Raw genomic sequence first — 13,791 nt, 5'->3', positions numbered from 1 at the left:
CACCCTTCGTGCCGATCCGCTCACGAACGGGTGATCTCCTCGCGATCGCGGCGGCCGCGGCGGCGGGCGTCAGTACGCTCGCGCCGAATCGATGGCCAACTGGCCGCAACTGTGCTGCGAGGTCCCTGATTTGAGCACTCCCGCCCCCTCACGCATCGCGAGATCACGGAGCCGTATCCGCGCGGTTGCCCGCCGGCCGGTCACGAAGAGAGTCCTTGAGGGCTCCGCGCTCGCGATGGTCGCCGCCACCACCAGTGTGCTGTTCGGCTGGCTGCCCAATCCGTGGGAGCAGGCGCCCGAGGCGAAGGTGACGGTCGAGGCGGCCGACGTGCGGGAACTGGAGGTGGAGCACGTCGAAAAGTCGTTGGCCACGGGTGAGCAGACCGCCAAGTATCCGCTCACGACTCCGGCCGTGGCGGTCACCCTCAAGAACGGCGGCGACCTCGCGGCCGTGATCACCGAGGCACGGATCACCTTCAAGGAGATCCGCAGGCTGGACCCGTGCGCTGCCGTCGGCGGAGACCTCGTGGTCACCGGTACGTACACCTATCGCGTCCCCTCGGACGTGACCGCCGGCGCCAAGGAGACCGTGCCGGTGCGCTTCGAGGTGAAACCCCGGCGGGGAGACACGCTCGCCATCACCTTCGGCACCGAGAAGCCGATCTCCAACTCCAGCCCGGTATGGCTCTACCGCGTGACCCTCGAGCTCAAGGAGTCCGACGCCGAGGTATTCACGCCGGTGACGGGGGAATTCTCGTTCGCTTCGAACTCCGACAGGCTCGGCGCGTTCGGGGAGTGGACATGCCGGGACTCGATCGTCAACGACTTCATGGCGGGGCGGAAAGCGGGCGACGGCAGTGTGACGCCGGCGCTGCGGGAGCTGTACGCCAAGACTCGCGCCCGGTCCGGCGAATGAACCGCCGTACCGTTCTGTTCGCGGCGGCGGCACTCGGCGGGGTCGGCGGAGGGCTGCTGTGGCGCGAGCGGAGAGACGTATCCCCGGTATCCGACGACCCGAAGGTCCTTGAGCCGCCGCCCAGTTCACCGAAGCCTTCGCGGACTGCCGCTCCCCCCAGAACAAGGTCGTGGCCGATCGCCCTGCCGCTGAACCACAAGGCAGTCGTACGTGCCGGCGCATCCTTGTTCGTCGCCCGGGAGGGCGGGAGCATCTGGGCCTACAGCGCCCGAACCGGTGCCGAGAAGTGGCGCTTCCAGCCGACCGGCCTCGGTGCCCGGCGGGCCGGTGACCCGCATGCCGACGCGTCGGACATCGTGGAGCAGGACCCGCCGGTCAGTGGAGGGAAACTCCTGTTCACCTCCCTGTACTGGACGGCCGGCGAGGACGCGAACGTGGAGTTCTCGGACGCCTGGGGCGGAGTGGTCATGGCCCTGGAGGCGGATACGGGGCGTGAGGTGTGGCGCCGTAAGGTCGGCCATCCGGCGGATCTGGCGGTCAGCGGAGACCTGCTGCTGTTCAGACCCAGGCTCGGCATGCTGGGCACAGCGACCGACGTCCTGCATGCCGTCGATGGGGAGACCGGCGCGGAAGTATGGGAGTTCTCGCACCCCACCCATGACATCCAGAGCTTTCTTCCCCACCGGGACGCGGTGATCGTCTCCCGGCTGGAAGGAGCCCTGGTGACCGGTCTGCAGCCCGGCACCGGAAGGGCGATCTGGCATCGCGACGTGCGGGACGGTCTCTTCGGAGACCCCTTTCAGGTCGCCGGCGACGTCGTCCTGCTCTTCGACTGGTCGATCGGCGACGCCAACGATCCGGAGTCCAGCACCACCGCCTACGTGAGTTGTGCCGTGGCGGCGACGGGCAAGGTCCTCTGGCACCGCGAATTTCCACGGTCGAGTCAGGACAGACCCTTCGTTCACGAGGGAGCCGTGATCCTGCATGCCGACGGCCACGTCCTCGCGCTGGACCCCACCAGCGGAACGACGAAATGGACCTACCCGCTTCCGGCATACGGGCAGCCGGTCGCCCTGCGCGTGGCGAACGGCCTGGTTCTCACCCGGGACACTGCCGAGGACCGGCTGACCTCGGAGATCAACGCGGGGACGGGGAAGGACCCCACACACTCACGCGTCGTCGCACTCGCCGCCGGGACCGGAAAGAAGCAGTGGGAGGTCGAGGTCCCGGGCTGGCCCGTCGAGGCGATCACGGTGAAGGACGGGATCGCGGTCCTGTCCGATCATCTCTCCCTGCGCGCCGTGGACGTCAGGCGACGGAGCACGCTGTGGAAGAGGCCCCGGGCCGACAACGCCGAAGTGGACGGCGGGTTCCTCCGGATCGAGGGCGAGGCGATCGAGGGCGAGGCGATCGACCTCGTGCACCTGTGCACGGGAGCCACCGTGCGCTGACGACCGGGACGGAGACGTACCGGGGCCCTTGGGGACCCCGGTACGAGGTGCTCAGTACGACGAGCCGGACGCGCCCAGCGATCCCGTCGGGTGCCAGACCGTCTTCGTCTCCAGGAAGGCCGTCAGGCGCTCGGTGCCCGGGGTCGCCGTGTAATCCACAGGCTGTGGACGCAGGACGCGCTTGAGGTTGTCGGCCGCCGCGATCTCCAGTTCCTTCGCGAGTACGTCATCGGCACCCGCGAGGTCGATCGCGTTGACGTCCTGGTGCGCGGCCAGGGGCGCCGCGATCTCCGCCGTACGGCCGGAGAGGACGTTGACGACACCGCCGGGAACGTCGGAGGTGGCCAGCACTTCGCCCAGCGACAGGGCGGGCAGCGGGGACTTCTCGCTCGCCACCACGATCGCCGTGTTGCCGGTCGCGATCACCGGGGCGACGACCGAGACCAGGCCCAGGAAGGACGACTCCTGGGGGGCGAGGACGGCGACGACGCCTGTCGGCTCGGGCGAGGAGAGGTTGAAGAACGGGCCCGCGACCGGGTTGCCGCCGCCGACCACCTGGGCGATCTTGTCGGTCCAGCCCGCGTACCAGACCCAGCGGTCGATCGTGGCGTCCACGACCCCCGCCGCCTTGGACTTGGAGAGTCCTTCGGCGTCGGCCACTTCGCGGGTGAACTGCTCGCGGCGGCCCTCCAGCATCTCCGCGACGCGGTAGAGGATCTGGCCGCGGTTGTACGCGGTCGCGCCGGACCAGCCGCCGAAGGCCTTGCGGGCGGCGACCACCGCGTCCCGGGCGTCCTTGCGGGAGGAGAGCGGCGCGTTGGCCAGCCACTTGCCCTTCGAGTCCGTCACCTCGTACACCCGGCCGCTCTCGGAACGCGGGAACTTCCCGCCGACGTACAGCTTGTAGGTCTTGAAGACGCTGAGTCGCTGCTGCTCGGACTTATCGGACATCGAGGTACGCCTCCAGGCCGTGGCGGCCGCCCTCGCGGCCGAAGCCCGACTCCTTGTAGCCGCCGAAGGGCGAGGTCGGGTCGAACTTGTTGAACGTGTTGGACCAGATCACGCCCGCGCGGAGCTTGTTCGCCACCGCCAGGATCCGTGAACCCTTCTCGGTCCAGATGCCCGCCGACAGCCCGTACGGCGTGTTGTTGGCCTTGGCGACCGCCTCGTCCGGGGTGCGGAAGGAGAGGACGGACAGCACCGGGCCGAAGATCTCGTCGCGGGCGACGGTGTGGGCCTGCGTGACGTTCATGAAGAGCGTCGGGGCGAACCAGTAGCCCGAGGAGGGGAGTTCGCACGGCGCGGACCAGCGCTCGGCGCCCTCCGCCTCGCCCAACTCGACCAGGGACGTGATGCGCGAGAGCTGTTCGGCCGAGTTGATCGCGCCGATGTCCGTGTTCTTGTCCAGCGGGTCACCGAGGCGCAGCGTCGACAGACGCCGCTTCAGGGACTCCAACAGCTCGTCCTGGATGGACTCCTGCACCAGCAGTCGGCTGCCCGCGCAGCACACCTGACCCTGGTTGAAGAAGATCCCGTTGACGATCCCCTCCACCGCCTGGTCGATCGGAGCGTCGTCGAAGACGATGTTCGCGCCCTTGCCGCCGAGTTCGAGGGTGAGCTTCTTCTTCGAGCCGGCGACCGTGCGGGCGATCTCCTTGCCGACCGCGGTGGAGCCGGTGAAGGCCACCTTGTTCACGTCCGGGTGGGCCACCAGGAACGCGCCCGTGTCGCCGTATCCCGGAAGGATGTTGACGACGCCCTTGGGCAGACCGGCCTGGCGGCAGATGTCGGCGAAGAACAGGGCGGAGAGCGGGGTCGTCTCGGCGGGCTTCAGCACCACCGTGTTGCCCGTCGCCAGCGCCGGGGCGATCTTCCACGCCAGCATCAGCAGCGGGAAGTTCCAGGGGATGACCTGGCCGGCGACGCCCAGCGGCCGGGGGGCGGCACCGAAGCCGGCGTGCTCCAGCTTGTCCGCCCAGCCCGCGTAGTAGAAGAAGTGCGCCGCTACGAGGGGAAGGTCGGCGTCCCTCGTCTCCTTGATGGGCTTGCCGTTGTCCAGCGTCTCCAGGACGGCGAGTTCGCGGGCGCGCTCCTGGATGATGCGGGCGATACGGAAGAGGTACTTGGCGCGCTCGGAGCCGGGCAGCGCGGCCCACTTCTCGAAGGCCTTGCGGGCGGCCTTCACAGCCCGGTCGACATCCTCGGTACCGGCCTGGGCGACCTCGGAGAGGACCTCTTCGGTGGACGGCGAGACCGTCTTGAAGACCTTGCCGTCGGCCGCCTCCACGAACTCGCCGTCGATGAACAGGCCGTAGGACGGGGCGATGTCGACGATCGAGCGGGACTCGGGTGCGGGTGCGTACTCAAAAGCCATGATGGATCAGTCCACCGTCACGTAGTCGGGACCGGAGTAGCGGCCGGTGGCCAGCTTCTGACGCTGCATCAGCAGATCGTTCAGAAGCGAGGACGCGCCGAAGCGGAACCAGTGGTTGTCCAGCCAGTCCTCCCCGGCGGTCTCGTTGACCAGGACGAGAAACTTGATCGCGTCCTTGGACGTACGGATGCCGCCGGCGGGCTTCACGCCCACCTGCACGCCGGTCTGGGCGCGGAAGTCGCGCACGGCCTCCAGCATGAGGAGCGTGTTCGCGGGGGTGGCGTTGACGGCGACCTTGCCGGTCGAGGTCTTGATGAAGTCGGCACCCGCCAGCATGCCGAGCCAGCTCGCGCGCCGGATGTTGTCGTACGTCGACAGCTCGCCGGTCTCGAAGATGACCTTCAGGCGGGCGCTCGCCCCGCAGGCCTCCTTCACGGCGACGATCTCGTCGTACACCTTCATGTAGTTCCCCGCGAGGAAGGCCCCGCGGTCGATGACCATGTCGATCTCGTCGGCGCCCGCGGCGATGGCTTCCCGCACGTCGGCCAGCTTGACGACGATCGGCGCGCGGCCCGCCGGGAAGGCGGTGGCGACCGAGGCGACCTTGACCGTGGAACCGGCGACGGCCGCCTTCGCGGCGGGCACCATGTCGGGGTAGACGCAGACCGCGGCCGTGGCGGGAGCCGTACGGTCGGTCGGGTCGGGGCGGACCGCCTTGGCGCCGAGCGCCCGGACCTTGCCCGGGGTGTCCGCGCCTTCCAGCGTCGTCAGGTCGACCATCGAGATGGCGAGGTCGATGGCGTACGCCTTCGCGGTCGTCTTGATGGAACGGGTACCGAGCGAGGCGGCACGCGCCTCCAGGCCGACCGCGTCGACGCCGGGCAGCCCATGGAGGAACCGACGCAGCGTGCTCTCGGAGGCCGCCACGTCCGTGAGGGTGTGTGCAGTGGTGGGCATGGTCACCAGACGAGCATATCTACGCGCGTAGCGGCTGTACACCCCGAGAAGCGGTTCCTTGTCAGGAACGAGCAGGGGTTCCTTGTCGGGAAGGGGAGCTGTCCCACCTAGGGGCGCGGGGAACTGCGCGACAAGCCACAACGGACCCGCACTCGCCATCAAGCAGATCCCCTACGGCGCCTAGGCGCACAAAACCCGATCGCCACGCTGAGGCAGAATCAAAGGCATGACCACCCCGGACCCCGAGAACAAGGACCGCGTCTTCCGATCAAGCGGCGGCATCGCAGGCGGCGTCCTCCTGCTGGGCCTCGTCGCCTGGCTCGGCATCGACGCCCTGTTCCAGGGCAACGGCCGCACCCCCTGGCTGGCCCTCGCCGCGATGATCCTCGTCGTCCCGCTGATCGTCGCCTTCACCGTGCGCCCCGCCGTGTACGCGAACGAGGACCGCCTCCGCATCCGCAACCCCTTCCGTGTGATCGTGCTGCCGTGGGGGCAGGTCGCGTCGTTGCGGTCGGGCTACTCGAACGAGGTCGTCGACCGGTCCGGCAAGAAGTTCCAGCTCTGGGCCATCCCGGTCTCGCTGCGCGCCCGCAAGAAGGCGGCCCGGCGCGAGGCACGCGCGATGGCGAGCGGCGAGGACACCACGCGTGGCCTCGTGCGGGGTGGTCTCCGCAACGTGCCGGATGGTCCGACCCGGGCGGCGAGCGACCAGGCCATGGACGATCTGCGGGAGCTGCAGGAGGGTCGGGGTGCGGCGGAGACCGCGCAGGGCGAGGGCGTGGGCGTGGTCGTGCGCTGGGCGTACGAGATCGTGGGCCCCGCGGCGGCGGGCGCGATTCTGCTGGCGATTCTGCTGGCGGTGGGCTGACGGGGGATCGCCCGCCGACCGGATGCCACCCCGAAGACCAAGCTCCCGGACCCGTCCGCCGTCACCGACTGCTCATCGCACCTGGTCGTACCGCCCCAGGAACCGGAAACCCCCGCCCCTGGCCCGGTAGAGGAAGCTCGCGTTCTCCTGTTCCAGGGAGTGCGTGGGCGTCTCGCTGAAGCGGATCGGTTTGGCCACGCCGTCGTGGGCGGTGCGGAAGAGGCGTTCGGCGACCTGGCCGGGCTCGAGATCCGCGCCGCCCCCGAGTGCGTCGAGGGTGCGGGCGATCAGGCCGACGGCGTCGTACGCCTCGGCGGCCCAGCGTCCGGGTGCCTGGCCGTAGCGTTTCCGGTAGGCGCTGGTGAACGCCCTGGACGCCTTGGTGCCCACCGATCGCGGTTCGGTGTACGGGGCTTCGAACATCCAGCCCTCGGCCGCGTCACCCGCCCCCGTGAGGAAGGCCGGCCGCATGACGGGCTCGAATCCCATGCGCGGACCGGTGAATCCGGCCGCTGACAGGGCCTTGGCGCAGGCCGCGGCCCGGATCGGGGAGACCCCGGCGTACACGAGGGCTTGCGGGTCGGTGGCCAGGGCCTCGGTGACGGCCGGGCGGAAGTCGTCGGTGCCGGCCGCCACGGGGTGGATGGTGACTGTGCCCTCGCTGGGCGGAGACTCACCGATGTAGCGGCTGAGGTTCCAGGCCCTCTCTCCCGCGGCCCGGTCCTCGATGACGGCGGTACGACGCACCGAGTGCGCCCGGGTCAGGTAAGCGATGACCGGCAGGGCGCGCTCGGACCCCGATGCCCTGGTCTGGCACAGGGAGCGCCGCAGGGCGTCGGTCGGCAGTCCGGCCTCGTCGGCGTCGACCGACACGAGCACGAACGCTGTCGACGCGGCCGCGTAGAGCGGGCCGGCGGCGCGGGCGGCGGTGGCCGTGGTGGGGCCGATGACCGCACGTGCGGCGGTGTCGGCGAGCAGGCTGCGGGCCGCGTCCTTGGCCCGTGCGGTCTCGCCCCGGTCGTCGTACGTGGTCAGGGTCAGGCGGAAGGAGGCGTCCGCCTGTGCGTTGTGGAGGGCGACGGCGAGGCGGGCCCCTCGCTCCTGCGCCGTACCGGTGCTCTTCTGAGGCCCTGTCAGGTCGGCCTGGAAACCGATCGTGTGCGTCGGCACCTTGCGGGGCGTACCGGCCGTCGGCGTGGTGTCCCGTCGGTTCAGCAGTACGGCCGCTCCGGTACCCGCGGCCGCGACCGCCGCCCCGCCGATCGCGAGCACGCGGCGACGGGGCAGCCTCCTTACCGGCTCCGAGGGTGAGACCGACGGAGCAGTGGGAGTGGGCGGGCGTGGCGGCGGGTTGAGGGCGCGCGAAGAACGGTCGGCCACCAGCCGCAGCACCTCGGGCGGCAGCCAGTCACCGCTCGGCGTCTCGTCGGTCCGGCCGGTTGTCGCCTCAAGCGCGGCACCGAGTTCGGCGGCCGTGGGCCGGTCCCCGGGGGCCTTGGCGAGGCAGCCGGTGATCGCCGCCCGCAGCGGTCGCGGGAGGTGACGGTCGAGGCCCGTGAGGTCGGGGGGTTCGTGGACGGTGCGGTAGAGGATCGCCGCCGCCGTGCCGGTGCCGAACGGCCGACGACCGGTGGCCGCGTACGCCAGCACGCAGCCGAGTGAGAAGACATCGCTGGGCGGCCCCACCTCGCCCTCGTGGGGCCGGGCCTGTTCGGGGGAGAGATAGCCGGGGGTGCCGATGATCACGTCGGGGGCGGTCAGGGCGGTGGTGCCGGCGCCCTGGGCGATCCCGAAGTCGATCAACCGGGGTCCGTCACGGGTGAGCAGGATGTTGCCGGGTTTGACGTCGCGGTGGACCATGCCCGCCGCGTGCACCTCGGCCAGCGCCCGCGCCAGCCGCGCGCCGAGTACGGCGACGGTGTGCGCGGGGAGCGGACCGTGTCCGTCGACCGCCTCGGTCAGCGACGGGCCGGGCACGAACGCGGTGGCGAGCCACGGCTCGCGCGCCTCGGTGTCGGCGGCCGTCACCGGGACCACCCAGCGGGCGGTGAGCGCGGTGGCCAGCTGGACCTCGCGGCGGAAGCGCGCCCGGAAGGCGGGATCCGCGGCGTGCTCGGCGCGGATCATCTTCACGGCGACGAGTGCCCCGTCGGCGGCGCGGGCCAGGTAGACCGTGCCCATGCCGCCGGCCCCGAGCCGGGCGAGCAGCCGGTGCCCGCCGAGGGACTCGGGGTCCTCGGCCCGCAGCGCCCGCATCCCCTGCTCCCGCCGCCGTCAGGACGCGGACAGCTTGCCGACGTAGGCGAACCGGCCGCCGTCGACCCGGTAGTGGTGGGTCTGCTGCATGGTGAGTTCTCCGCTCTTGTCGAACGCGTACGTCGTGGTCAGGCCCTTGAAGCCGGCCGTGGTCAGGGCCTTGGCGACCTGGGCGCGGCTGGGGCGTCGGCCGCCGCCCGCGGCCAGGGCGGTGAGCCGGTCGACGACCAGGCGGGCGGTGTCGTACGCCTCCGGGGCCCAGATGCCCGGCGCGCCGCCGTAGCGCTTGCGGTAGGCGGTGGCGAAGGTACGCACGAGTGTGGCATCCGGGCTGATGTACGGGGTGATGGTCTGCCAGCCGTCGGCCGCACCGCCCGCCGCGGTGACGAAGGACGCGGTGGCCGTGGGCGCGTCCAGGAACCGCGGTCCCGCGAAGCGCCGTTCGGCCAGGGCGCGGGCGACCGTGGCGGCGCGCTCGGGGGTGCCGGTGCAGAAGAAGCCGTCGATGCCGTGGGCGAGCATGTCGGCGACCACCACCGACGCGTCCGGCGCGGCGGCGGGCACGACCCTGGCGTACAGGGCGACCTGGCGGGCGCGGGCCGTGTCGCGGACGATCTGCGCGGACTCCATGCCGGTGATCCGCCCCGCCCGGTCGATCAGCAGGCCCGGTCGGCGGGAACCCTGGGCGGCGAGGGCGACGACGGTGTTGTAGACGGTGAACGCGGCCATGGGCGCGGCCCGGAAGTACCCCTTCGGCTCGGCCAGCAGGGCCGACTGCGCGGCGGTGAAGGAGAGTTCCGACACGGTCAGCACCGGCAGGCCGGCGGCCTCGTAGACCTCCAGGGCGGCCTGCGTCGAGGTGTAGCCGGTGGGGCCGAGGACGGCGAGCACATCGGCGTCGCCGGCCAGCTGCCGGGCCGCCCGCTGCGCCCGCGCCGGCTCGCCCCGGTCGTCCACCGCCCGGAGGGTGAGGGTGAACGGCTTGTCCTTGCGGGAGTTGAACTGCTCCACGGCCAGCCGGGCGGCACGCTCCTGTGCCCTCCCGGCCTCCTTCTGCGGTCCGCTCAGGTCCGCGTGGACGCCCAGGATCCAGCGCGGGCCGGTGGACCGTGACGCCGGATCCTTCTCGTCGTCGCCTCCCAGCGCCGCCCACAGGGCCGCGCCGCCGCCCGCCGCGAGGACCGCCGCGCCGCCGGCGGCCAGTGCCAGGACCCGGCGGCGCCCCGGCCTTCCGGCTCCGGTGTCCGGCCCGGCCCCGGCGGAGAGCTCGGTCGGTTCGATGCCGGGCAGGGCCAGCATCTCGGCGGACCGGTCGGTGACCATGGCGACCACCGCGTCCGGCAGCCAGTCGATGGAATCGGCCGGGGCGTCCTCCACCAGCGCCGTGTCCACCTCGGCCGCCGTGGGCCGCGCGGCGGGCTCCTTGTCCAGGCACCGCTCCAGCAGCGCGCGCAGTTCCGCGTCGTCGATGCCGTCCAGTTCCGGCGCGTCATGGACGGTGCGGTACAGCAGCGCGTCCGCGGTGCCGGTGCCGAACGGCGGTCGGCCGGTGGCGGCGTACACCAGCACGCAGCCGAGGGAGAACACATCACTCGCCGGCCCGACCTCCAAGGCCCGCGCCTGCTCGGGGGAGAGGAAACCGGGCGTGCCCACCACCACGCTGTCCGAGGTCAGTTCGGTCTCCTCGGCCGCCGTGGGCCGCGCGATACCGAAGTCGATCAGCCGGGGTCCGTCGAGGGCGAGCAGGATGTTGCCGGGTTTGACGTCCCGGTGCACCAGACCGGCGTCGTGCACCGAGGCCAGGGCCCGCGCCAGCACTTTGCCCAGGACCCGCACCGCGCGCGTCGGCAGCGGCCCGCAGTCCGCGACCGCCTCGGCCAGTGAAGGACCCGGCACGAACGCCGTGGCCAGCCACGGCGCGTCGGCTTCGGTGTCGTCGCCCAGCACCGGCACGACCCACGGGCTGTCCACCCGCCGGGCGGAGACCACTTCGCGGCGGAACCGCGCCCGGAACTCCGCCTGACCGGCGTACTCCGGCTGGATCACCTTCACCGCGGCCAGGTCCCCGGCCTCGGTGCGGGCCAGGTAGACCACGCCCATGCCGCCCGCGCCCAGCCGTCCCAGCAGCCGGTGGCCACCGAGGCGGGACGGATCGGAGGGAAGCAGCCGCTCCATCACGCACCCCCCTTCGGGCGCCCGATCTCCGCCTGCGCTCGCACCACCATCTTGGCCAGGGCCTCCTGGACAAGGGGCCACAGCTCGGCCGCCTCGCGTCCCCGGCCCCCGCACACGGAGGTACTGGCCACCACGGGGCCCAGCGAGGCCTGGTCCCACCGGTACGGGTACGGCCCGCCGCGAGTGTCACTCACGCACAGCCCCGTCTCCCCCAACGACTCGTCGCTGTAGCTGTTGTTGCCCTCGCCCCACGCGTACGCGGTCGAGGACAGTCCCGTCAGCCGCTCACCCGGCCGCAGGAGCTGCTCCTCGCAATCGAGCACCTCTTCCAGCACTCCGGCCTGCTCCCAGGCAGCGTCCAGCGCCGTACGGTGCACGGTGACCGTGGCCGACAGCCGCACCGACCCCTTGCCGTCCCCGGCGGGCACTTCGAAGTACCGGGTCAGCGTGGCCAGTACGTCCGCGGGCAGTTCCCTGAGCTGCCAGGCGCAGCTGTCGCCGAGCACCGCCCAGCGGCCGGGGTCGCTCTCGTACGGCGTCGCCCGCACGACCCCCGGCCCGAACAGCTCCGGTCCGGCGATCACCTTCCCGATCAGCGCCCGCGCCTGGTCCGTGGTCCTCGGCTGCTTCGCGGGGGCCGTCGCAGCGGCCGGCGAGGGCGCGGGCTGCGTGCCGTCGCGTGTGCTCGTGTCCGCGGACACCTGAGCCTCCCCGCCGCTCCCGCCGCCGGTGCAGCCGACCACCAGTAACCCGCACATCACCAAGGCCCCGCAGATACGCCGGGTTCTCGCACACGCCACGATCCCGCCCCCTGTCCCGTGCTCGCCATGCCCCGCGCCTGTACCGATGCCACTGAGACACGCGGCGGTTCCCCGGACTACCGTTTTAACAACGCTGCCCGGGCCTGGTAACACCCTTGCCACATACGCAAGTTGTCACCGCGGCAGGGCTAGAGCGGGCGGGTACGGCTCAGATGCCGGCCGCCGCGGAAAGGTCCCGTTTGATGGCGTCCAGCAGCTCGGCGGCCTTCGCGCGGGCCTCCGGCAGCCCGTCGTGCGTGGCGACCGGCACGACGACCTCCAGGTAGCACTTCAGCTTCGGTTCCGTGCCGCTGGGGCGTACGACGACCCGGGCGCCGTCGAGCGTGTAGCGCAGGCCGTCCGTGGGCGGCAGCCTGTCCGTGCCCCGCGTCAGGTCCTCGGCCTCGGTGATGGCCAGTCCCGCCAGCTCGGTCGGCGGCTGCTCGCGCAGGCGCCGCATGGCGTCCGCGATGACCGACAGGTCCTCGACCCGGACGGAGAGCTGGTCGGTGGCGTGCAGGCCGTGCTCCACGGCGAGGTCGTCGAGCAGGTCCAGGAGCGTGCGGCCGTGCTCCTTGAGCTCGGACGCCAGCTCGGTGATCAGGAGGGCCGCGGTGATGCCGTCCTTGTCGCGTACGCCGTCGGGGTCGACGCAGTAGCCGAGGGCCTCTTCATAGCCGTAGCGCAGACCGTCCACGCGGGCGATCCACTTGAAGCCGGTGAGCGTCTCCTCGTACGGCAGTCCCGCCTTCTTGGCGATCCGCCCGAGCAGGGACGACGACACGATCGACTCGGCGAACGTGCCCTGTGCGCCGCGCCGGACGAGGTGGGCGGCGAGGAGGGAGCCGACCTCGTCGCCGCGGAGCATGCGCCAGTCGGCGCCGTCTCTGACGGCGACCGCGCACCGGTCGGCGTCGGGGTCGTTGGCGATGATCAGGTCCGGCTCGGTCTCGCGGGCCTTGGCGAAGGCCAGGTCCATCGCGCCGGGCTCTTCCGGGTTGGGGAAGGCGACGGTCGGGAAGTCCGGGTCGGGCTCGGCCTGCTCGGCGACGAGCACCGGCCGGGGGAAGCCGGCGCGGGCGAACGCGGCCAGCAGGACGTCCTTGCCGACGCCGTGCATCGCCGTGTAGACGGTGCGGGCGGTGCGCGGGGACCCGGCCGTCAGGACGGCGTCCGTGCGGGCGAGGTAGGCGTCGAGGACGGCGTCGTCGAGCGTCTCCCAGCCGGAGTCGGGGCGGGGGACGTCGGCGAGGGCGGCGATCGCGTCGATCTCGGCCGCGATCTCGGCGTCCGCCGGCGGGACGATCTGTGAGCCGTCGCCGAGGTACACCTTGTAGCCGTTGTCGCGGGGCGGGTTGTGGCTGGCGGTGACCTCCACACCGGCGACCGCGCCCAGGTGCCGTATGGCGTAGGCGAGGACGGGGGTGGGGAGGGGGCGGGGCAGGACGGCCGCGCGCAGGCCCGCGCCGGTCATCACGGCGGCGGTGTCGCGGGCGAAGTCGGCGGACTTGTGGCGGGCGTCGTAGCCGACGACGACGAGGCCGCCGGCCTGACCGTTCTTCTTCAGGTACGCGGCGAGGCCCGCCGCCGCGCGGATCACGACCGAGCGGTTCATGCGCATCGGGCCCGCGCCCAGCTCACCGCGCAGACCGGCCGTACCGAACTGGAGGGTGCCCGCGAAACGCTCGGCTAGCGCCGTGACGTCCCCCGCCTCGATGAGCTTGCCGAGCTCGTCGCGGGTCTCCGCGTCGGGGTCCTCGGCGAGCCACGCCTGGGCCCGGGCGATGAGATCGTCGTGCACGTCGGATACCTCTCGTTGTGTCCGTACGGTGTCGGGTGCGGGCTCAATTTCTCTCGCCCCCGCCGCCCCTACCCGTCCCATCCTGAAGGGGCTCCGCCCCTTCGACCCCGCCAGGGGGCTCTGCCCCCTGGACCCCCGCTCCTCAAACGCCGGAGGGGCTGGACCTTCCGCGCCGGTCGGCATCATTTAGCCC

The 13,791-nt window shown here is 71.8% G+C and carries 10 protein-coding genes; 3 read left to right on the top strand and 7 right to left on the bottom strand.

The features are described from left to right. Positions 1-235 precede the first annotated feature (235 nt). The gene (locus tag KCH48_RS29990; protein WP_210578046.1) at positions 236-916 is read left to right on the top strand and encodes a hypothetical protein; all 681 of its coding nucleotides are present in this window, start codon (positions 236-238) and stop codon (positions 914-916) included. Further along, entirely contained in the window at positions 913-2,367 is a 1,455-nt protein-coding gene (locus tag KCH48_RS29985) for a PQQ-binding-like beta-propeller repeat protein (protein WP_210578045.1), read from the top strand. The genes KCH48_RS29990 and KCH48_RS29985 overlap by 4 nt, the downstream gene beginning before the upstream one ends. A gap of 51 nt (positions 2,368-2,418) precedes the next feature. Here the strand turns inward: KCH48_RS29985 and KCH48_RS29980 are convergent, their stop codons facing one another. The 3 genes from KCH48_RS29980 to deoC are packed head-to-tail and all read right to left on the bottom strand — an operon-like array spanning position 2,419 to position 5,698. Further along, complete coding sequence (locus KCH48_RS29980) at positions 2,419-3,318, bottom strand: aldehyde dehydrogenase (RefSeq protein WP_210578044.1); 900 nt, start codon at positions 3,316-3,318, stop codon at positions 2,419-2,421. Further along, the gene (locus tag KCH48_RS29975; RefSeq protein ID WP_210578043.1) at positions 3,308-4,741 is read right to left on the bottom strand and encodes an aldehyde dehydrogenase family protein; all 1,434 of its coding nucleotides are present in this window, start codon (positions 4,739-4,741) and stop codon (positions 3,308-3,310) included. Before KCH48_RS29975 ends, KCH48_RS29980 begins: the two co-directional genes overlap by 11 nt. 6 nt (positions 4,742-4,747) lie before the next feature. Next, positions 4,748-5,698 (bottom strand): deoxyribose-phosphate aldolase, encoded by a 951-nt coding sequence (deoC, locus tag KCH48_RS29970; RefSeq protein ID WP_210578262.1) that lies wholly within the window; start codon positions 5,696-5,698, stop codon positions 4,748-4,750. 226 nt (positions 5,699-5,924) lie between these two features. Between deoC and KCH48_RS29965 the strand changes: the two genes are divergently transcribed. Further along, entirely contained in the window at positions 5,925-6,566 is a 642-nt protein-coding gene (locus KCH48_RS29965; protein WP_210578042.1) for a PH domain-containing protein, read from the top strand. A 72-nt stretch (positions 6,567-6,638) separates the two neighbouring features. On the opposite strand, the gene KCH48_RS29960 is transcribed toward KCH48_RS29965, so the two are convergent. The 4 genes from KCH48_RS29960 to KCH48_RS29945 all read right to left on the bottom strand — a co-directional run bounded on the left by KCH48_RS29960 (position 6,639) and on the right by KCH48_RS29945 (position 13,598). Beyond that, complete coding sequence (locus tag KCH48_RS29960) at positions 6,639-8,822, bottom strand: bifunctional serine/threonine-protein kinase/ABC transporter substrate-binding protein (RefSeq protein WP_210578041.1); 2,184 nt, start codon at positions 8,820-8,822, stop codon at positions 6,639-6,641. 18 nt (positions 8,823-8,840) lie between these two features. Continuing rightward, complete coding sequence (locus KCH48_RS29955) at positions 8,841-10,997, bottom strand: bifunctional serine/threonine-protein kinase/ABC transporter substrate-binding protein (RefSeq protein ID WP_210578260.1); 2,157 nt, start codon at positions 10,995-10,997, stop codon at positions 8,841-8,843. Continuing rightward, positions 10,997-11,698 carry a hypothetical protein gene (locus tag KCH48_RS29950; protein ID WP_210578040.1) on the bottom strand — a complete coding sequence of 234 codons (702 nt, stop codon included), beginning with the start codon at positions 11,696-11,698 and terminating at the stop codon, positions 10,997-10,999. Before KCH48_RS29950 ends, KCH48_RS29955 begins: the two co-directional genes overlap by 1 nt. Before the next feature lie 268 nt (positions 11,699-11,966). After that, positions 11,967-13,598, bottom strand: coding sequence for a phospho-sugar mutase (locus KCH48_RS29945; RefSeq protein WP_210578039.1), 1,632 nt, complete (start codon positions 13,596-13,598; stop codon positions 11,967-11,969). Positions 13,599-13,791 lie beyond the last annotated feature (193 nt).

This window comes from Streptomyces sp. GESEQ-4, assembly GCF_017948455.1.
Lineage (GTDB): Bacteria > Actinomycetota > Actinomycetes > Streptomycetales > Streptomycetaceae > Streptomyces.
Note: the sequence above shows the minus strand (reverse complement) of the source record. Positions and strands in the feature narration are given on the sequence as shown.